This is a genomic window from Paenibacillus sp. OK060 (assembly GCF_900101205.1).
Lineage (GTDB): Bacteria > Bacillota > Bacilli > Paenibacillales > Paenibacillaceae > Paenibacillus > Paenibacillus marchantiae.
In genome coordinates this window covers 49,974-71,405 of sequence record NZ_FNFR01000004.1, presented here as the reverse complement: position 1 = coordinate 71,405, position 21,432 = coordinate 49,974, and the positions used below count along the sequence as shown (strand labels likewise).

Annotated in this window: 15 protein-coding genes; 5 read left to right on the top strand and 10 right to left on the bottom strand. The window is 47.2% G+C overall.

What is annotated here, in order from left to right; translation table 11 throughout:
* Nucleotides 1–7 precede the first annotated feature (7 nt).
* Nucleotides 8–739, bottom strand: coding sequence for a hypothetical protein (locus BLS14_RS15510; RefSeq protein WP_063566066.1), 732 nt, complete (start codon nucleotides 737–739; stop codon nucleotides 8–10).
* Nucleotides 740–928: 189 nt separating this feature from the next.
* On the opposite strand from BLS14_RS15510, the gene BLS14_RS32615 reads away from it, so the two are divergent.
* On the top strand, nucleotides 929–1,117 hold the full coding sequence (locus BLS14_RS32615) for a hypothetical protein (RefSeq protein ID WP_090952764.1): 189 nt from the start codon (nucleotides 929–931) through the stop codon (nucleotides 1,115–1,117).
* Here the strand turns inward: BLS14_RS32615 and BLS14_RS15500 are convergent.
* Both BLS14_RS15500 and BLS14_RS15495 read right to left on the bottom strand, forming a co-directional pair.
* Nucleotides 1,100–1,666: a Uma2 family endonuclease gene (locus BLS14_RS15500; RefSeq protein WP_090952762.1), complete on the bottom strand. Its 567-nt coding sequence runs from the start codon at nucleotides 1,664–1,666 to the stop codon at nucleotides 1,100–1,102. The two genes, BLS14_RS32615 and BLS14_RS15500, sit on opposite strands and share 18 nt — an antisense overlap.
* A gap of 82 nt (nucleotides 1,667–1,748) precedes the next feature.
* Nucleotides 1,749–4,070, bottom strand: a complete 2,322-nt coding sequence (locus BLS14_RS15495; protein WP_090952760.1) for a glycoside hydrolase family 127 protein — start codon at nucleotides 4,068–4,070, stop codon at nucleotides 1,749–1,751.
* 194 nt (nucleotides 4,071–4,264) lie between these two features.
* Here BLS14_RS15495 and BLS14_RS15490 point away from each other — a divergent pair, with 194 nt between their 5' ends.
* Complete coding sequence (locus BLS14_RS15490; RefSeq protein ID WP_143021546.1) at nucleotides 4,265–5,032, top strand: AraC family transcriptional regulator; 768 nt, start codon at nucleotides 4,265–4,267, stop codon at nucleotides 5,030–5,032.
* 167 nt (nucleotides 5,033–5,199) lie between these two features.
* Nucleotides 5,200–5,709: a GNAT family N-acetyltransferase gene (locus tag BLS14_RS15485; protein WP_090952758.1), complete on the top strand. Its 510-nt coding sequence runs from the start codon at nucleotides 5,200–5,202 to the stop codon at nucleotides 5,707–5,709.
* Between the two features lie 191 nt (nucleotides 5,710–5,900).
* Here the strand turns inward: BLS14_RS15485 and BLS14_RS15480 are convergent, their stop codons facing one another.
* From BLS14_RS15480 to BLS14_RS15450, 7 genes are all read right to left on the bottom strand, one after another.
* A complete protein-coding gene (locus tag BLS14_RS15480) occupies nucleotides 5,901–7,655 on the bottom strand; it encodes a methyl-accepting chemotaxis protein (protein ID WP_090952756.1) in 1,755 nt (584 codons plus the stop codon).
* A 298-nt stretch (nucleotides 7,656–7,953) separates the two neighbouring features.
* A complete protein-coding gene (locus BLS14_RS15475) occupies nucleotides 7,954–10,866 on the bottom strand; it encodes an InlB B-repeat-containing protein (RefSeq protein WP_090952754.1) in 2,913 nt (970 codons plus the stop codon).
* Between the two features lie 4 nt (nucleotides 10,867–10,870).
* The gene (locus BLS14_RS15470; RefSeq protein ID WP_090952752.1) at nucleotides 10,871–13,324 is read right to left on the bottom strand and encodes a X2-like carbohydrate binding domain-containing protein; all 2,454 of its coding nucleotides are present in this window, start codon (nucleotides 13,322–13,324) and stop codon (nucleotides 10,871–10,873) included.
* Between the two features lie 199 nt (nucleotides 13,325–13,523).
* Nucleotides 13,524–14,627, bottom strand: a complete 1,104-nt coding sequence (locus BLS14_RS15465) for a response regulator (protein WP_079694990.1) — start codon at nucleotides 14,625–14,627, stop codon at nucleotides 13,524–13,526.
* The gene (locus tag BLS14_RS15460; protein ID WP_090952750.1) at nucleotides 14,602–17,703 is read right to left on the bottom strand and encodes a hybrid sensor histidine kinase/response regulator; all 3,102 of its coding nucleotides are present in this window, start codon (nucleotides 17,701–17,703) and stop codon (nucleotides 14,602–14,604) included. Before BLS14_RS15460 ends, BLS14_RS15465 begins: the two co-directional genes overlap by 26 nt.
* A 253-nt stretch (nucleotides 17,704–17,956) precedes the next feature.
* Nucleotides 17,957–19,309, bottom strand: coding sequence for an amino acid permease (locus BLS14_RS15455; protein WP_143021545.1), 1,353 nt, complete (start codon nucleotides 19,307–19,309; stop codon nucleotides 17,957–17,959).
* 357 nt (nucleotides 19,310–19,666) lie between these two features.
* Complete coding sequence (locus tag BLS14_RS15450; RefSeq protein ID WP_090952748.1) at nucleotides 19,667–20,122, bottom strand: GNAT family N-acetyltransferase; 456 nt, start codon at nucleotides 20,120–20,122, stop codon at nucleotides 19,667–19,669.
* A gap of 256 nt (nucleotides 20,123–20,378) precedes the next feature.
* On the opposite strand from BLS14_RS15450, the gene BLS14_RS15445 reads away from it, so the two are divergent.
* Both BLS14_RS15445 and BLS14_RS15440 read left to right on the top strand, forming a co-directional pair.
* Complete coding sequence (locus tag BLS14_RS15445) at nucleotides 20,379–20,954, top strand: GNAT family N-acetyltransferase (protein WP_079694987.1); 576 nt, start codon at nucleotides 20,379–20,381, stop codon at nucleotides 20,952–20,954.
* Nucleotides 20,955–20,956: 2 nt separating this feature from the next.
* Nucleotides 20,957–21,298: a DUF1801 domain-containing protein gene (locus BLS14_RS15440; RefSeq protein ID WP_064641114.1), complete on the top strand. Its 342-nt coding sequence runs from the start codon at nucleotides 20,957–20,959 to the stop codon at nucleotides 21,296–21,298.
* Nucleotides 21,299–21,432: the final 134 nt, after the last annotated feature.

Below are 21,432 nucleotides of genomic sequence, written 5' to 3'. Positions count from 1 at the left end.
CAACCCCTCACTGTCTGTATAATTTGGTGTGCTTGATTAATTGGTCAATTTCTTGCATACATGGCATTTGTTCAATATCTCCTGCTTCAAAGCTGTCCAAGCGGGAGATTTCCAGCATCAATTGGTCAAGCTTCAAAAGAATTTCCTCATTGGTATGAAGCGAGTTTTTCACATAGCTCAGATAGTCGTTATATACTTTGGTCTTTTCCTGAAAGAGCTTTTGGGGAAGTGTAGCGGATTTGGACTTCATCAGGCTGGCGTACTCCGCTTCATCGAACACATTGAGTCGGTTAAGTACACTTCGGATGTTGAGGTATAACAGCTTCTCCACCTCGAGGGTGACCGAAGCAAATTTCTTGTAACTCAGTTCCCCTGGATCAAATCGCTGATTCAACACGTTCAGGAGGGTTTCTTTCTTTTTCTTCATGCGGCTTAGTTGAGATAATCCCAATGTGATATCTTCCTCAAGTACTTTAATTCGTCGATAAAAGGATAACGCTTCCACATAATCTTCATGGGTTTCGATATTCTTCACAGGCAAGACTACCGGCTGTCTGAACAATAAAGTGTAGCTTCCATAGAAAAGAGCCATCACGCTACCGAACAGAAATGTCACCGAGAGCGCTGTTGTAAATGCTCCCCCGCCAAACTCCAGTCCGATGAATCCTGGTGAGAACAATAGAACATTCATGACCACAACGCCGAAGATCAGCCCCAGCAGTTTTATGTACTTTATCATGTAAATCATCAGACCTCCTTTCGCGCTATGTGTTGAAGCTTTATGTCGATATTTACCATTGGAACTTTATTTCATTGTACATGATGTTGCCGCATTCGGGTGGATTAATATGGATATTCATAATATACGTGGCTTGGGCTTATCCCATTTCATCTTTAGAGGGACAACGCGGATAAGATTTTGTAACCTTTGGGAACCGAGCCTGGCGCCCTTGAACAATCGGTGGCGGAAAAAGAAATGTTATCAGGTAATACGTGGAAATTTGCAGTACGTGTCATTTTTTATATAGGGCTTATTCGATACGATAAAAAGCAAAAACACCCCGACGCCAGCGCCGGAGTGATGATGTTGTTGTCTAATCTAATTCAGCTTGAATAAATTCCGAAGCGGAATTTCCAGTTCCGGATATAACACCGATTGAATCGTTTCTTGCTCCGTGTACAGATGACGGTTCTGGTAACTGCCTTCTTCCAATGTGTACACATGAACGGTCTGATTGCCAGGGTCTACAATCCAATATTCATTCACACCATATTTCTGATACAGATTAAACTTCTCGTTAAAATCCTTCAACGCAGTTGATGGAGACAATACTTCTATGATTAGAGACGGTGCACCTTGACAGCCGTTTTTGGATATTTGGTCTTTGGAACAAACCACCGATAAATCCGGTTGGACAACATGATCAGGTACGTCATACTGTTCATTCTCGCTGAAATACACGTCAAAGGGAGCAACAAAGACGATACATTTCCGATTCTGAAGAAAAGTACGCAAGGAGAAGTGCAGCTCACCCACAATAAACTGGTGTAATGAGGTGGGGGCTGGAGACATATTGAAAGCTTTGCCGTTAATTAACTCCCAAGTCCCCTCCCAAGTTAACCAATCCTGAAAACTATAGATGCCTTTATTATCCGGTTTTGCCACACTTCCATCCTCCTCTTTTACCTAATCAGCATTTTACTATTATTATACCATTGTGTTTGCCCAATTTCATACAATGCCTCTTTTACGAAAAGATAGATTCCGGTTTGCTGCGCGTTGTACGTACCTCCACCACTTTTCCGGCACATCCGTTGTCGTCCAACGCTTGGAATGCAACTCGCACACTGTCTTTACCTGACGTAACCGTCTGAGGGATGTCATAGGTAACGAAGAACACTTCACCGATCTTGTTCATATGAATCCGCTGTTCACCGACCACATTTCCATCGACGGCGATACTAAATATTCTTTCATGCCGTGTTCCTTCCCGTTCAAAAGGAGAATGATCCCCGCCCCAGTATGCCACGCATACATAGTTCGGTGCAGAACCATCCACCGCCAGCTGGTAGCTGAAGTAAGCCCCGCTGACACCATATGCTTCTCGCCACATATGCAGCTTATTGCGGCTGTCTGTATATGAACCGTTATGCTGTTCTGCACGGCAATTGCTATCCAGATGATGTCCAATCTCATCCTGCTGACCGTCAGGTTGCACCCTGTCGATGGTGATATCATTCAATTCCTTCTCCAGCGCATCCCCTTCATCGTTGAACGGCCAATAGACCGTATAGAACTCATGATGCACATCATAGAACGGGATCAGCCTCACCGGATTGCCGTCCGAGGTGACATCCTTGCTGATCTCAAACGTTAACGTACTTGCGTCTACAACCTTGATCCATTCACGCACATCCTCCTGCTCTGTCCAAATTACAGGTACAGGTGCGGTTTTGGGGTTCAATGCCGTTTCGTCCACGATGGTATCCTCGGGCAGCCCTTCGCTTCCCAGAGCACCTGCCAGTACAATTGGGCCGTACTGGAATGCCACCTTGTGTGCATCGTCCCTGGACGTGTATTGGTGGAGCGACATCGGCAGCGTGATGGTGATGACATCACCAGCGGTCCATGTACGCTCGATGTCGAGGTATCCGGGTTCCATCCGGGTATGCGGATGGGCCGTATCCCCGTTGACCGTTGCCGTCATTGGCTCCTGCAGCCATGAGGGCACGCGTAGTTTAAGATTGGCCGAGGCGCTGCCTTCGGTGATCGTAAGGGTTACCTTTTCCGAATAAGGAAAGTCGGTTTCGAGCTTCAGTGATATGCCTTGGGATTTCCAGTCCAATTGGGACGCGATATATAGATTTACGTATAGATCCTGCTCATCCTCGAAGTAAATTGCCTCGGCGTATTTGCCCGGGTTCTCCATGCCAGATCCTGTGCAGCACCACCAGGAAGTATCGTGAGTACCGTAGATTTTGTAGTGCCCTTGCAGTGTTGATGCAAAATACGTTTTGTTGCCTGTGTCCGGGTCCTGTGTGCCCAGGATATGGTTGTAGATCGCATTTTCATAATAGTCCATGTAGGCACTGTCGGGATTCCATGTGTAGAGCTGCTTCGTCAGATGCATCATGTTGTGGGTACAGCAGCTCTCTCCGGTTTTGATGCCGAGACTCTCCATGCCTTTCGCTTCATAATGCTCCGAAATGCTCGTAGCACCAAATACATAAGACCGATGATGAATCGTAGTGTCCCAGAAAAACTCCGCCGCTGTCCGGTAGCTCTCGTGATTATGATCCTGATTGTATATTTCGGCTGCACCGATGACTTTCGGAATCTGCGTATTCGCATGTTTGCCCTGAAGATCTTCCTGCTTGTGCTCCAGCGGTTCGAGGATTAATTGATGTGTGAATTTGTTGGCTATCTCAAGGTATACAGACTTCCCGGTGATTCCATACAAATGGGCAAACACTTCATTCATTCCACCGTGTTCACATTGAAGCATGATCTGCATCTGTTCCTCGGTCATCGGGCTTAGACCGTCCACCGCCCAATCAGCAAACCGCGTTACCACGTCAAGGGCCTGTTGATTGCCCGTTAATTTGTATGCATCAATTAGTCCGCGATAGATCTTGTGCACGCTGTACCATGGAACCCAATATTCACCGATGTTAAAACCACCAATGTGTTCTGCCCGAAATGCAATGCGGAAAGCTTCTTCGGATAAGCCGCCGACATACCCGCTGCCCGTTGTCAGCTGAATAGATGCAAGCTCACTGACGGCATAATCCAGCGTTTGCTTTAACGTTTCATTACCTGTCGCCTGATAGGTCACAGCCAGGGCAGACAGATAGTGTCCAAGAGAATGCCCGCTAATCGAGCGTGCCTCCCAACCCGCGTATCGTTCCTTTTTCGCCGGTAACCCATGGGCCTCAAAACACGGTGCCAGAAAACGATCAATGTCCAGTGATAACAAATACTTTTCTCCAACTTCCTGTGACGTTTGAAAAACGCCATTTAACAGATCTACATGCTCAGGTCCCAGAAATCCCTTTTTGGTTTCAATCATTCTGCTCGCTCCTCCTCGGTATATAGTGGATATTTAGAAGTATTTATATAAGTGTACAAAGGGTAAAATCCGTGTTTAAATTCATGTGTCCTTTACGAAATTTCTTCATACAGGCCTTGAATATCCTCATATTATCAAATAAAATACAACTACATCAGACTCATAATCCAAGAAAAGGTGGAGAAATCCGTCCTATGCAAAAGCCATTGGAACATTACTTGTGCGGCAAGTTCATAACCGAAGGCAATTGGAGCCATATGAAGCGCAGCATGCCTGTTCACGAGGTCATTTTGATGTTGCAAGGCGAGATGTACATTGCCGAGGAGGACGAGCAGTTTGTGGTTCGTGCAAATGATCTGCTATTTCTGAGAGCTGGACGCACCCATTCTGGATATCAGGTTAGCGATGCTCCCGTCAGCTTTTACTGGGTTCATTATGATTCGATTGAGAAAGAGTTCGACCAGTATCCCACCCATGCGACTATTCAGGTTCCGTCCACCGCCAATCAGCTGTTCAAGCAATTGCTGCATAGTTCATCGTTCTCACCAGAAGAAGCAGACGCGGCATTGCTGCTGCTGCTCAAAGAACTGGAACGCAACACACAGGCGGGTTATCGGCCGCACAATGCGATCGTTGACCACATCTGCAAGTGGGTGGATATTCATCTGCATACCGACATTACGGTTGGTAAGATTGCCGAGACTTTTAATTTTAACAAGGACTATATCTCCAAAATGGTGAAACGTGAGAAAGGCATTGGGCTCAAAACCTATATCCTCACGGAACGGATTCGCCGGGCCAAGCAGATGCTGCTCAATACCAATGCCAGTGTGAAAGAAATCGCGGGGCAATGCGGTTTTTCGGATTACAAACTTTTCCTGCGCATGTTCAAACAATACGAAGGCAATACACCCACCGAATATCGCAATAATTTGTATTCCACACAGCTCAATCGCCTATAATGAACCTTATACGTGCGAACCTTGGATGTGCTTGTGCGGATTATACCAACTCATAGAATTTCATGAGTCATATATAGAAAATTTGAATTAATCCAGTACCATTGGGTGTGATACAATTCAAGTCAACTATATCTCTTATCAAACCAAGATCAGAAGGAGAACTTGAGATGACAACGGCAGTAAAGATTCATCCCGCTACAGAAGCTGACCATGAAGAAATTGTACATATTCTCATTGAAAGTTACTCCGAGTACCGGGACACGTTCCAAACACAGGAACAATGGGAACATTATTTGAAGGACATTCGGGAATCGCCGAGCAATCCTTATATTAAGCAATTATGGATTGCCAAAATTAATAATCAGATTGTTGGAACGGTGCAATTGTTTGAGACAGCGCATAAGGCTTACCCGAACTTCGAGTTGCCTATTGATTATCCGTTTATTCGACTGTTGGGTGTTGATCCCAAATGGAGAGGTCACGGCATTGCCAGAGAACTGCTTCAACAATGTGTTGAATCTGCCAAAGACATGGGCAAAAATACGGTGTATTTATATACGGGCGGCCAGATGGTCAACGCGATCCGATTATACGAACGTTTCGGTTTTGTAGAAGACCCGGAATTCAGTTCCGAGAGTGGTGGAGGCAAAGCAATTTGCTACCGTTATGATTCATAATTCTCGCAAATGGTAATAAGCGTGGATAACACAAAAAGGGATGCCCATAAGTCATTAACATGACAGAGGGTATCCCTTTTTAGCGTTATTCTAATCTAAAGAATCGAAATCGAGCAGCAAATGCTATTCGCTCCATTTTCCACACTATTAACAGCCGATTTCCACCAGAATTTTTGCATGGCTCTTGTCGGTCATACCTTTACTTTTCTTACAGCTTCGCTCATCTCAAACGTTTGCTGCCTCAGCAGCATGGACGTTTGTGCCACCTTCTGGAACATGCTCGACTGCTCCCCTGTTAAGCGATAAATGTCATCTGAATGATCTGAAACGCCGGATGAAATTTGCGAGATGGTGTTGACCGATGCTGCCGCTTCCTCGGAACCCGCCGATATCTCTTCCGCTGCTGCGGAAACCTCCTGGATACGACGTGTCACCACACGAAACGCCTCAACCATATGCGTGAAGGCAAGCTCTGCTTCTGCTGTGCTCGTCACCCCCTGGCCGATCTCTTGCGAGGTAACATCCATCTGTGATCCGATATGCTGTGACTCCTGCTGAATACCGATTAACAAATCCGATATTGTCTGCACAGATGTGCCTGAAGCCTCCGCCAATTTTCGTACTTCATCCGCTACAACGGCAAATCCCTTTCCATGTTCTCCTGCATGAGCGGCTTCAATTGAAGCATTCAGCGCCAGCAGCTTAGTCTGACTCGCAAAATCCCGCACCGTATGAAGCGCACCGCTGATTTGCTGCGAGAAGTTGTTAAGCACTTGGACCATGGCTACAACTTCAGCAGATACAGCCGAAATGCTCTCCATCTGTTTCTTCATTTGCGTCATGCTCTGCTTACCTGATTGTGCCGTAGCAAGTGCAGTTGTTGCAGCGTCGGACACGGCTGTAGAGGACTCTGAAATATCGGTAATGCCTTTTGCGATCTCTTCCATCGCATTAGCGCTGTCGCTAGCACCTTGCTTCTGGGTATGTGCTCCCTGTCTGATCTGCTGCACGGACTGGTCAACGCTCTTATTCATCTCAAGCATGTCTTCTGCATCACGATTGAATTGCTCCGTTGATTCCGCGAGAATATCAGTGGTTACCGAAACACCCGCGACCATGTCGCCGATCATTTTATTTAAGTCCCCAGACATATGAATCATCGCCTTGAATGTGCTGCCAATCTCATCCTCACTCTGCAGCCGATAGGCTGTCAGGATTCGGTTAGCTTCCGCCAGCTCACCTTGCGCCATTTGTTCGACGCTTGCCTTCAACGGTTTCAGCGGTCGCAGGCCTCTTACGATGAACCACAATACAACCGCGATGCCTGCAAGCGTAATGAATAATAACAGGGCATACAGCGGAATGCTGGATTTCATAATATCTGACTCAATACTTCCAATGACCGACACAGCCGTATCAATTCCAATCACACCTGTCAAAGCTCCATTACTGTCCAAAATCGGAGCGTATGAGGAAATATATTCGCCATACTCTTCATTATTAATGATAGGGGAACTGGCTGTTTTCCCTTGCAGGAGCTTTTGGACTGCATCACCTGGGATATCCGTCACTTCATTGATCGGTGATGCTTTATCTGCATCTTTCATGCCGTCCACCATAATGAGAGGCGTGCCTGTATCGTCTATTTTCACAAAATACACATACATCGCACCGATGCTCACACGAAAATCATCCAGCTCATCACGAATCTTCAAGAACACGTCATTTTCCTTGGGATCTTTGGCAAATTCCACATACGGCCCTGCATCCAGCTGTTTCACATAACTCTCGGCAATTTGAATATTGTAACTCGATATGGCCTCCTGCGCGGCTAGCTTCATATTCGCCAGCTGAAGCAGCATGCTTCCCGCAGATATAATCACAATGACCAATGTAACAATGGCAACAATGCGAACAACCAAACGTTTCTTGAAAAAACCGACCATCCAATCCTCTTCCTCTCACACCTGTATGTAAGCCTTTTCGACTACGACTACCCAAAAACTACATGCTTGAAGCACTATGTAATGTGAAAATATTATATGAAGTTGTCGAATTAGGCAAGAAAATATCGGGTCACCCACAGGAAGATGATTTCCAGATAACGGCCTTCTCCGAGTCTAATGCTTTGTCCCTTTCCTAATCAGAATGCCATTCATCGATAAACAGACAAAACCAGCTCTCACTTCCACCTTAATCGGAAAAGAGGCTGGTTTTGAACTGTCTTAATTTTTTCGATTAACTTTAGATAGAATCGCCGTTATTGATCAACTTGGCCTTGATCAAAAGTCTCTGAACAATCGCCGCAGTTTCGGCCCGAGTAAGCTTGCCTGTCGGCATCAAACCTTCTTCTGAGCCCTCCACAAGTCCGTTATTCACAGCTGAGGCTACTGCCGACTTGGCCCAAGAAGAAATCGCCGTCTGATCTGCAAACGGAGATAGCACAGACTCCACATCTGCCCCTTCCGTTTCAATCGATGTGAGTTTCATTGCCCGGGACATAATCACCAATGCTTCCTGACGACTAATCGTCTGAGCAGGCGCAAATGTCTGGTTCTGGTAGCCTTCGATCAAACCGTATTCCACAGCCTTCGCAACAGCTCCTGCATACCATTCGCTGGACTTCACATCTATGAATGTGGTTTGGCTTCCATTGTCGGCCAATCCCAGCGCGCGCACCATAATCGCTGCGAATTCCGCCCGTGTAATGACCGCATTCGGATTGTAATGATTCTCATCTATCCCCTTGATGATCATTCGTGAAGCCATATCGTTTACAGCCTGTTTCGACCAATGACCTTCTACATCCGCGAATGTCTTTGGATGCCAAATCAGCGAGTAGTCGCTATTGGTAAGGCTGTTCACGACCGCATAATATTTCCCTTCTCTAGTCGTGATGAACGTAGGCACATGACGAACACTGCCGTCTGGATTGAGCACCGTAGCCGTTGTCACCCTGCTTGGATTAAGACCTGCGGGAAGTGGAATTTCTCGTTCCACATAACTGCTGAATTGTTCTACGTTTACCGTTTTGCCATTGTAGGAAGCCGTTACATTAAAAGTGACTGGTGGAGCTACAACAGCATAGTTTCCTTGAACAGCTGCCTTCTCTGCAAGAAGGACCGTAGCCTCATCACTCTTGGCAATCTCTACACGAACGACAATGTCGGACAGTTTGACCTGTATCCCAAGTGTCGAGGAAATCTTGTCGATGGCTATTTGCCCTGCAGGAAGTTTGTAGATTCCGCCTGGCGTTTGAACCTCCAAAACGGCTTGCTTGGTTTCCATGCTCTTCACAGCATCGCCAGTCAATACCACCGATACCTTTTCCACATTAGTAGTCACGGGAATGACTACGGTGGACTTGTCTGCTGCTTGCTTCAGCTGATCAACCAGTTTGGCTTGATCGACTGTGACCCTCAGTACAGTCTTACCGTTCTCTTTAGTGAGGGAACCTGTCGCAATCTGATCTTTCAAGACACCATCGACGATGATTTGCAGACCAGCAGGTTTCTCAACTGTTGTTGTGCTTGAGTTTGTTGAAGGCGCAACAGAGTTATTTGAATTGTTGGAAGTACTACTCGTCCACTTTGCGTATAACGTCACATCAGATATTACTTTATCCGTTGCGAAGTTCCACACATTCGTTACCGCTACTTCCTTATACCATCCCGCAAACATAAAGCCAACCTTTGTTGGTTCTGTCGGAGCACTTATCGTGGTGCCACTGTTCACCTGGGTAAGCCCAGGAACTGTGCTACCTCCCTGCGAATCATACGTCACTGTGTATTGCACCGGTCCATCATTAACCGTAACCTTACCAGGCATCAGTGTTTTTTCCATTCCAACCGCGAACGAGTTAGCTATGGAGAAATGGCTCAATTCTTCCGTTTCTACTGTTAATTTCTTGCTCCCTGTTGTTGCTCCACTTTTGATCTTGAAGCTGACGGTGAACAGTTTTTCTCCCGATGCAATCGGTGTGTCACCTGCATCGCTGTCTGCCCACATCGCTTTCAACCAACCTGCTACGTTATCGAAGTTGGAGTCGAAGTTATTGCCCGTTTCCCCTTCAATCTTCGTTACTTCCAACGCTTCTGTATCAAAATCAATTTGTATTCCATAGGCTCCGATTCCATATGTTGAGTTGGCTACGGAGACAGGTACTTTTACCGTAGTTCCGGGCGTTCCGCTCACCGAGCCGATCTGAATCTCTGCTGCATGACGCTTCCATGTTGCGTATAGCATCACATCGGACGTTACCATATCCGTTTCGAAGTTCCAGGAATTTGTGCCTGCTTCTTCTTTGAACCAGCCTGCAAAGGTATAACCGGCCTTCGTCGGCGCTGGCGGTTCGCTAATCGTCGTTCCACTACTCACATTGGCAGTGCTGTCAATAACGCTGCCTCCCTTTGAATCGAACGTAACGGTATATTGTGCCAACTGAACAGCCGTCCATGTTGCGTATAGCGTCACATCGGACGTTACCCTATCTGTTGCGAAGTTCCAGACATTCGTGCCTGCTTCCTCCTTGAACCAGCCTGCGAAGGTATAACCGGCCTTTGTCGGCGCTGGCGGCTCACTGATCGTTGTGCCGCTGCTTACATCTGTAATGCTGCCAACGGCGCTACCTCCCTGTGCATCAAACGCCACAGTATGCTTTACAGCATTAACCTGAATTTTGCCCATTTCAACCGTTGTCGACGAAAGTGTCCCCCCTTCATAGAGATTGTGCGTAGGTACACTCAGCGTCAGTTCCCCAGGCTGTGCGGTATCCTTGATCTTGAAATGAAGAGTGAATACCTTCGCTTCATCAAAAATCGAGTAGTTCACCAGATCAGCTTGTACATTGATAGTCCCATCACTGGAGAAATCCGTATTGAAGCTATCTCCATTTGAACTCACACCTAGATTATTCGTAATTTCATTTCCAGTCACAAGTTCCAACGAAGAAGTGTCAAAACCAATCGAAATATCGTATTCGTTGATGATAAGATTCGGTATCAGGTATACCTCCACGTCAACGGTATCTCCAGGGTAGCCTTCACCACCACTCACCTTCATCGAGTTAGAAGCTGGTGCACCAGCGCTGACAAACGTACCAAAAGGCAAGATCATACTAACCGTCAGTAAAATCGATATTAATCTCTTCCAAAGCATAAAATCAGCCCTTTCCTGCGGCAATGGCGAGAATCGCTTTTATATCCGCTTCGTCCCATTGTCCGTCGCCATTCATATCGAGCGCTTGCAACTGCTCCGGCGTCAGCGTGATCTTGCCCTTAATATGCATTGTCAACAACAGCGCATCAGCAGGCGTAACTACACCATCCCCATCCGCGTCACCCATGACAAACGACGTGTAATGCGCCGTGTAGGTAACATCCGCAGTTATCTTAGTAGCCGCTACCTGCTGACTGCTGAACTTCGTAACTCCACCGTCACTGCTCCATCCTGCAAATCGGTAGCCGCTTGCAGGCGTCACTGTTGGAACTGCCACCGGATGCCCACCAATTGTCACCTGTTCACTCGTTCCGCTGATCGTGCCATGAGCGCCTGATCCGTAGCTGACAGTAGCAACTTGCGGTGTCGTATCACGAATTGAAATGTCCAGCGTCTGGGATGTTCCTGCGCTGAACGTGAAATTCAGACTTGTCGTCCCTACTACTTGTGTCGCTAGATACGCCTTTTTGATGGTAACTATATTACCGCTAACTGTGTAGTCCTCGCCTGCAGTCAATAAGGATGCCTGATTATCAATACCGGTTAACATGTTTCCGTTCAACGTCAGCGTAACATTCACATTGACATAACCCGCTGATGTAGTATTTTTGTCGAAGTTTTCCTCCAACGGATTGATCATGCTGTTTGCTTCCACTATTTTCTTTAATATAATGCCATCTTGCCCAACCACCACAAAGGTATTGTTACCATAGCCTACACTGTTAAGCTCTTCCTGCCTGTCGCTCGCTTGAGTTGTCCAATTCGTACCATTCGTTGATGTTAAGAGTAACCCACTTTTTCCTGCCGCTATAAAAGTTCCATTGCCGTAACCCACGCCATTAAGCGTGTTCGCTGTCCCGCTTGCTTGCACGACCCAATCCATTCCGTTGACAGAAGTCAGGATTGTCCCGGACTCACCAACTGCCACAAACTTTCCACTTCCGTAGCTTGATTTTTTCAGATTCACCTGGGAACCGCTCGTTTGGAGCGTCCAGTTCTCCCCGTCAGGCGAAGTTATAATCGTTCCTCCCACCCCCACCGCCACAAACCGATCATGTGCGTATATCGTATCATTTAGCGTATTTGATGTAGGACTCGTAATGGAGGCCCAGATTACTCCGTCAGCCGAAGTCCAAACTTTACCGGCATTACCTGTCGCTACAAACTTCCCAGCCCCATAACTCAAGCCATATATAGCATCTGTCCAGGTTGACGCCCTGTTTGCCCAGACTGTTCCGTCCGTCGAAGTAAGGAGTGCCCCATTAAACCCCACCCCTACGTAAGTGTCATTACCATACTCGATATTTGTTAAACCAACGGAGGAGTCGATCAATTTTCTGTCCCAGAATGTACCGTCTGTAGAGGAAAACAACTCTCCGTAAGGACCGACCGCTACAAAATGGTTATTAATGAAACTAATTTCTCTGATGGCTTGCCTGGAGCCTTGAAGCCGATTCGTCCATATCGTCCCATCTGCCGAGCTAAAGAGGGCTCCCCGAATGCCCACTGCCACAAATTTGTTGCTGCCATAGACAACACCGTTAAGATTATTGCCCGTGCCGCTAGTCTGCACTTGCCAGCTACTGGCTGAATCGGAAGAAGTGTACACCTTACCACCATGTCCTACCGCCACGAACTTTCCGTTGCCATAGCTGACATCAGAAAAGCCCTCTGAAGCGGAACTACCTTTATTTTTGCCTATTGCCCAGGTCCATGATGAATCCGAGATAGATTGCGAATATACGATAGCTCCCTGGTTATCAACTGCCACGAAGCGGTTGTTCCCATAAGTCACGCCGATATATGAATCTCCATTGGTGCTGTTGTACGCCTTCCAGGACACTCCATCTTTCGAGACAATCCTCGTACCAGATAAACCAACAGCAACAAACCAGTTTCCACCATAGGTTACGTCCCAGAGATAGCCCGTTGCGCTACTGGTTTGGCTAACCCAGGTGGAACCATCACTTGACAGCAGTATTAATCCCGCTTCTCCTACTGCCACAAATTTGCCGGCACCAAAAGTAACACTCAACATATTGGTATTCCCCACCTTTTGACTTTGCCAGGTCACTCCATCGGTTGAGGTGAGAACCGTTCCACTGCTTCCCACTGCCACAAATCTCCCATTGCCATATACAACGCTATACAAAGTGAATAACGTATTGCTCTTGGGACTCGCCCAGCTTACACCGTCTGTGGAAGTAACAATCGTTCCATACTCGCCCACTGCCACGAAGATGTTATTTCCATAGGCCACCGTGTTCATCGTCTGAGACGTCGGCAGAGGACTTCGAAGTTCCCATGCGGACGACTCGGCTATTGCATACTGCGGAACCAGCATTCCTACTATTAGGAACGCTAATATCACCGAGATCCATTTTCTGAATGTCATCATTTTTTCTTTCACTCCCCCTCATTTTGCTCCCATCCCAAATCCGTTGACCGCTGTCCGATATCTATCAATCAACAGCATTAGTCTAGCAAATTACTTCTCAACATTTTCACAACATTCCACCCATAAAACGACAAAAAAAGGGGCTAAAGGCGTAAACCTTAAGACCCATACTTTTTTTTGTGATCGGTTTTGTCACACTCTAATTTTCCTCCAGCAGCATTCGCTTCTTCAAAGCCTGCACATTTCCGACTCCGCCCAGATCTCCCGCATGCCTCAAGGAGTCAATGAGTAGATCGTAGTAACCCTCCCGACTGGGCTCCAGATCGATCAGCTTTCGAAGCATCGCTATCCGTGGCTCGTTCGTCGCCCCATTCAGAGCATTCGTCAAGTAGGACATCAGGATGGAACGCAACTCGATTCGGTAAGTATCCGCCCATTCATAATGCTCCATCTCGAAGTAATTGCCGCTATATAGATGAAGCATGTCCTTGGCTTCGGTTCCGGCAACTCCCCTCTTCATTCGACCAAGCAACTCTTCAAGATCGCTTCGGATAAACACCGGATTAATCCAGTAGCGCTCGTCGCCGTACCTTACTACTTCGCCATAGCCCACCGACTTAAACAGACTCCGCAAATAATACAGGGAAGTGTGCAACAATTTTTGCCCGCGCTCCGGCGCATCATTCGGCCATAAGTTTTCCAATATGGCGTATTTGTAAACGGGCTGTCCGCGATGATGCCAGAGGAATGCGAATAACTCCTTCGTTTTCTTGGTCCTCCACGTTAATAGCCTTCCGTTTGCAGCATACAGCTCCATGCTGCCTAGTACTTTAAGCGAAAGCAATACCTTACCTTCAACGACAGTGTCCAATTCGCTTGAACCAACGTTGGCAACTCCCCTGTCAAGATCTAGAGGACTGCTACTTAGAATCCGATTTTTGGCCTGGAGATTGGAATAACGGTGCAGTGTCCTGGCCAGCTTGTCCTTGGCGACCGGTTTAAGCAAATATCCGATGGCGTCGGTGTCATACGCATCAATCGCATACTGATCATGTGCCGTTACAAAAACGATCTTAGCAAAGGGAAAGCACGCAGTGATCTCCTCCGCAACCTCCAGCCCGCTTACTCCAGGCATTTCGATATCCAAAAAGATTAAATCCGGCTGCAGCGCGCCACATTGTTCGAGCGCTTCGGCGACCAGCTGAAACCTGCCGACAACCTTCACACCGCCAACTTCGGCCAGCATAATATCCATGACGTCAAGCGCGATCTCTTCATCATCGATCAGAATGGCTTTCCACATAAGGCTCCTCCGTCAAGTAAATTGTAATTCGGGTTCCTTCGCCCAAGCGACTATGAATCTCCAGAGTCCGCCCGTATCTCATTTGTAGCCTGCGGTTCACATTACCAATGCCGATTCCCCCAGTCTTGCCTTGCTCCAGTAATCTTAGCGTTTGTTCGTCCATTCCACCCCCGTCATCCTCGACAACGATCTCCACACCGTTAATGCTACGGGTGACAATAATGTTCACGGTCCCTCCTTCAGGCTTCTGTCCGATCCCGTGACGGACGGCATTTTCGACTATAGGCTGGAGGGTAAGTGGGGGCACCATACCGTGCGCATCTTCATCGATTGTGTAGCTCACGTTCAGCCGTTGACCGAAGCGAAGCTGCTCAATGGCAAGGTAGGCGCGTACCAATTCCAGTTCCCGCTCTAACGGTACTGCATCACCCTGGAAGATAAATGTGAACTTGGAGCGGAGATAGGTGGTCAAATGGTGGATCGTTTCCCGCAGCTTGTCCACGTCCTTATAGCTGAGCCCAACTAGTGCATTCAGGCTATTGTACAGAAAATGCGGCGGAATCTGGGCCTGCAAAAAGTCCATCTCCCGGCGTACCGCCTGCTCAGAGGAGCTTTTCATCGCCAGAAGCGATTGCACTCGTGCTCTAAGTTCTGCCAGCTCAAAAGGCTTCTGCACAATATCATTGGCCCCTGCTGCAAAGGCTGCCAGAATATCCCCCGTCTGCCCCGAAGCGGTCAGCATCAGCACCGGAAGCTCAGCCAGCCCGTGAATCGACCGGATGTCCTTACAGATGTCCAATCCCGATACGCCGGGCATCATCAGGTCGAGTAGAACAAGGTCCGGCTTCTTGCGCCTTAACACCCCCAGTGCCTCTTCGCCGCCTCCCACAGCCGTATACGTGTACCCCATGGAAGCTGCCACGTCCATGGCGACCTTCAGATTGGAGGGTTCATCGTCAACAATCAGAATATGGAGCGCCTCATCTGGCACCTCCACAGCTAGCTGAACCCTAGGGAGCAACGCTGGGTTCTCTTCAGGCTTGATATGTGCCTCACACTCCGTATAATTCTTATACTCGGTATGTCCAGCGTATTCAATAGTGGCCGCCACCTGGTTCTCCCCGCGCCGTGCAATTGGCAGCATGAATGTAAACCTGGAACCTTTGCCGACCTCAGACTCTATCTGCATATGTCCGCTCTGCAACTCGACAAGTTGCTTCGCTATGCCAAGCCCCAGTCCAATACCGCCCCGCGAATGCGCACCCTGCTCATTATATTGAAAGAACGTCTGAAACAGGTCGTCCATGATCTCCGGAGGAATACCCCTTCCGGTGTCGCTAACGGATATCGCCAGCATATTAGCCCTTCTCTCCGCTGAGATGGAGACCGTTCCACGATCCGTATACTTCAATCCGTTCTCCAACAAATTATGCAAAATCTGCCGAAGCCGGTTCTCATCAGCCATGATAAGAGGTAGATTGGGAGGCAGCTCATTTACAAGCCTGACTCCGCTCTTAACGGGCGAGATCGATAAGGTCTCCATAACAAAATCGGTTGATATGTAAAGGTCTACAGGTTTCGTTTGCACGGAGAGTTGACCGTACCGAATCCGATTCATATCAAGGATGTCATTCACCAGTCCGGCAAGTCGCCTTCCGATCAGGTGAAGCAACCTGACGTTCTCACGATGCTCCGCTGCAAGCGGTGCTTCTTTATTCTCCAGCAGGGCTTCAGACAGATTGATGATACCATGTAAAGGCGTGCGAAGCTCATGCGACGTTTTGGCCAGAAACTCATCTTTTTGCCGGTCATAGATAAGCAATTGATCAGCCAGGCGTTCACTGCGCAGGAGAGCCTCACGAATCCGGTCCCCCATCAGGAATGATTGCGACAACACGACTAGCAGTAGCGTAACGATGATGTAATACGGGCTGTCCAGCGCCAATTGATAACGGGTCAGTGCGAAAATCCAACTAATAATCAAAAAGAACACACCAAGTAAAATATAGTAAATTCTGACCCCGTGATGGCGATTGCGAAAAATTGAAGCAAAGATAAATCCGAAGGCCACTATCTGCAAAAATACGCCAGGCCACAACAGATACAAAAGGTGATCATTGGGAAACCCAATCAGTAAAACCAGATACACATAGGAAAACCAGCGAACTCCCCTGAACAAATATCCGCTTCTCTCGTTTAGATAAATGCGTACATAGTGAATGAAGAACATGATCGCCAGATACGGAAGAATGAAGAGCAGCTTCTGCAGCAGCAGAAACGACATCGAGGGAAACAGAGTCGCCATAACGATCTCGTTGTCGATGCTGAAAAACAATCCTAGTGTCAGACAGAACAAGCTAAAGAAAATTAGATAAGGCTCCCGCCGCCATTGCCTGAACATGCCTGCAAAATAAATGCCAAAAACGAACAACGTGGTGATAACGATGACGTCAGCCATTCGGGCATTGTCCCGCCGGGTCATAACATCCGTTGCCAGTCCAAACTCAGGTGCTTGCACAAGTCCACCTTGCAAGTACCGATAGCTCGACACCTGGACAAGAATCTCAATGGTCCGGTCTTCGGACTTGATCATTCCAAAGAACGGAAAATTGCTGGGCACAAATTCGGCTGCCGATAATCCGGGTTGTCCAGTACCGCCAAGCTCCTCGTCTTCCATATAAATACGACTCGCCATCCGAATCTTTTTGGCTCTAAGTCCATAATCCTCGGGATCGTTTACCAACAGTCGCAGACGGTACGTCCCCGCACCATAGCCGCTTTCCGACACTTCTCCCTTCCATCCTCCGGGAACAGGAAGAATGTGCGGTTTTAGTTGCTGATTCGCGCCCCGATTGGCGAAGTCGCTGGGTGTCAGCAGTTGATCCTTGTAGAATTCCCATTCCCCGCGAAGCGGGATGATCCCCTGTTCAGCAAAATCCCACTGTCTGGCATCCAGTACGCCTTCCCTCGCCTCCGGATAGTGCACGTTGGGATGAAGCCATTCATAGATAAAGATTGAGGTCGCTCCAGCAAAAACGCCGACCATACCAATTAGAACAAGTAATTGTGTTCTCATGACTGCGTATTCCTTCCTGTCATCGGAGAAAAGATTCGAAATAGATTTATCATATCGAAGTATTTCAAAAAAAACTATTAAAAAGCCTTCGACATTATCATAACAATTTTGACATCGATCGTCCGCTGATTGTATAAATTAAACATCTCACCCAACTCAAATGAGCTGTCTGCTTCTCGTTTTCGACAAAAAAACATCCTGACGCAAGCGCCAGGATGTTTTGATATTGTACAAATATTATACTCTTACAGGATTATAAAACCCGTCCCTTTGTCTTCCTGAATCGAATCAGAGACCAGAGAATCAGTAATACGAGTACAGTTAGACAGATGCTTATGCTGAAACGGTTGCCTTCATCAAACACGAACATGACTGCAATAACGCCGAGACACAGCACAGCAGCTCCAGTTACGTAAGGAAATCCCCAAACTTTAAATGTCGGTTGCACCGGATATTTTTTCCGCAGCTTCAGCTGTGAGGTGGCAATACAGATCCATACGAGCATCACGACAAACCCCGGAACCGCCAGCAGCACGCGGAAGAGCTGATCTTGTGCGAATAGCCCCAGCATGGAGCCCCCAAGCAGAATCACAGCACATACCAGCAGTGTATTTACCGGACTGCCGTTGCGATTCGTATGTGATAATGCCTTGGGAGCTTCACCACCTACCGCCATGGAATGCATCATACGGGATGCGCCGTAAATGCCCGAATTCGCAGCAGACAGAACGGCGGTCACCAGAATAAAGTTCATAATATGTGCTGCACCCGGAAGTCCCGTGGAAGCCAGCACCTGTACAAACGGACTGCTTTCGGGCCCCAACTCATTCCACGGAATGAGCCCACAGATGATGAGAATCGGCAGCGTGAAAAATAAAATAATTCTCAGCATGAAGTTCCCTACAATTTTGGGCATCACCTTGTCCGCATTTTCCGTCTCCGTTAAGGTTAAGCCAATAAGCTCAGATCCTCCATACGAGAACATGACAACCAATAATGCTGAGAAGATCGATGACCATCCATTAGGGAAGAAACCGCCTGCTTGCGTGTAATTATGCAGATAAGGCGTATTGTCACTTGGAATGATCCCGAAGATCAGACCCGCCCCAAGGATAATAAAAATAATAATCATGGCGATTTTAATACCAGCCAACCAAAATTCAAATTCCCCAAATACCCCTACACTCAGCAGATTAATCAGTATAATAAACACCGCACATGCCAAGCTCAGCATCCACAGCGGTACTTCCGAGAACCAGTACTGCAAAAAGCTCCCTGCTGCGATGACCTCAATTACACAAACCGACAACCAGAGGAAACAATACATCCATCCCATGATAAAGGAGACTCTGCTGCCGAACGCTTCCTGCACAAAGTCTTTCATATTTTTGTTCTTGTACACTGTAGCCATTTCCGCCATCGCAGCCATGACAACCAGTAACAATAAGCCTGCAAAAATGTACGTTACAATGACTCCTGGACCTGCAAGTCCAATCGTTTCGGCGCTTCCTTTGAAAATTCCGGTTCCAATGACACCGCCCATAGCCATAAAGCTAATATGCCTTGGTTTAAGTTTCTTCTGCAATGTTCCTTCTGTCTGAGCCAATTCAAGTCCTCCTGATGTAAAAAACGTCTGTAATCTTCTGTTATGTTTTCTGAAACATAACTTCCAGTATACCCTATTGTTCATGGATCAGCCCAGCAGTTCCGTACGGCCAATTCATCCCAAACGAATGCTGACATGACCTATGTTTTATACCCCACAATGATACAAAGCAATCTGTATGCCATTCAATCCGTTCATTTGAATACATTCTACTCTTCTTACGATCTCCAATATGTATGATTTGTTGCAGTCTAGCACTTCGCAAAACAATCATTAAACGCAAAAAAACCAGCGGTCTGTATGCAGCAGAATGCTGGTTTCCAATGTTCCTGCTATGTTTACTGCCTATCGTGTAATTTATAATTCCTTCGTCATAAAAGCGCTGTTCGGATCCAAACTATAATCTGCAAATGGCTCACAGTATACAAACCCAAAGTCTTCATACAGCTTGCGCGCCGGAATAAAAGAATCCATCGAACCCGTCTCCAGACTGATCCGTTTGTAACCCCGATCCTTGGCAACCTCGATAATATGAGCAAGAATTTGTCTTGCTACGCCTTTTCTCAGGTGAGCCGATGCTGTGCGCATCGATTTCAATTCTGCATGCTCCGAATTCAATTCCTTCATGGCACCGCAGCCCAGCAGCTCTTCCGCTTCCCATGCGCACCAGAATGTAATCTCAGGTTTCTTTAACCCATCCAGATCCAGAGCGTGAATGCTTTCCGGCGGCGAATCTGCTGCCATACCCTGCAAATGTTCTGCAATTAATCCAATGACTTGATGACCGCTCAAATCGTCTACTTTGATCTCCATATCTACCACTCCTGCCGACAATTTTGTTGTGTGTTGTTTACACTGAATACATGTCCAATGATTATATAGTACTACCATGGCAGGTTTTCTGACAACAGCTTCAAAAACACAAATGAAATGTCTATTGTGATACCCTTAAATTTCCATTATAGTGAGGCTATCTGATTACAAAGGAGCGAGGAATATTGCGTAGAAAGCATATAGCTAATTGTCGTACTGAGGTGAAGCAAACTTAATTTGTGAAAAGGAGACCATCATGACACTATCGACTGAAAATCTGTTTTATAGCAAACGATTGAAAATGACTCCGCCCCGTGCAGAAGATGTGCAGACCATGCTGCAATGGAATGAAGATCCCGAATATTTGCGAAATGTGGATACGGATATTGCCATTCCATTTTCGGAAAAGCAGCTTGAAGATGAAGGCGAGACGAAGGACAAGGAAGTTTACTTTCGGCTTCGAACGCTTGAGGATGAACGACTGATCGGATTCGTTGTCATTCACAGCATTGAATGGAACAACCGATGCGGACAACTTGCCATTGGCATTGGACTCGCAGAGCATCGCAACAAGGGATACGGCACGGAAGCGTTGAATCTTATTTTGCGGTACGCCTTCCATGAATTGAATCTGGACCGGGTCGGTCTTGATGTCATCGCCTATAATGCCAAGGGCATCCGTGCCTATGAGAAGGTCGGCTTTCAGTTGGAAGGTCGTGCTAGATCAGCCGTTTATCGTGATGGAAAACGCTTTGATCGCTTATTGATGGGAATTCTAAGACCGGAATGGGAAATACACAATCAGATCAATGTGGAGGGTGGACAAGCATGAATATGAATGCGGAAGTCACTGAATTTATCGAACAGATCCCGGTTCCCTGGCAAGCCGAGGTTGCAAGTAAACTGCGGGAGTTGGTACATGAATCCATCCCTGAAGTAGAGGAACGTGTGCAATATAAGAAACCGCATTTCCTGAAAAACGGTAAATATGCAGCGGTCATCTCCCCTTCCAAGCCGGCAGTATCCTTCACGATCTTCAATGCAACCGGACTTGAGCTGCCAGATGGGATATTTGAAGGCCCAGCGGAACGTAAAACAATTAAGATTAAGGAAAAAGATACGCCTGACTATGAGTGGCTGGCTGCACTTCTGACACAAGCATCCGCAGAACTTTAAGCTGGAATTGAGATATAAGGTGTCTCAGTTTCTTTCAACCGACTATAGCAACTATTAAAAAGGCCAACCAGCATATCTGGTTGACCTAATCATACGAGGGGGCTTCCTAGAATGTTAATACATATGGGATAGCC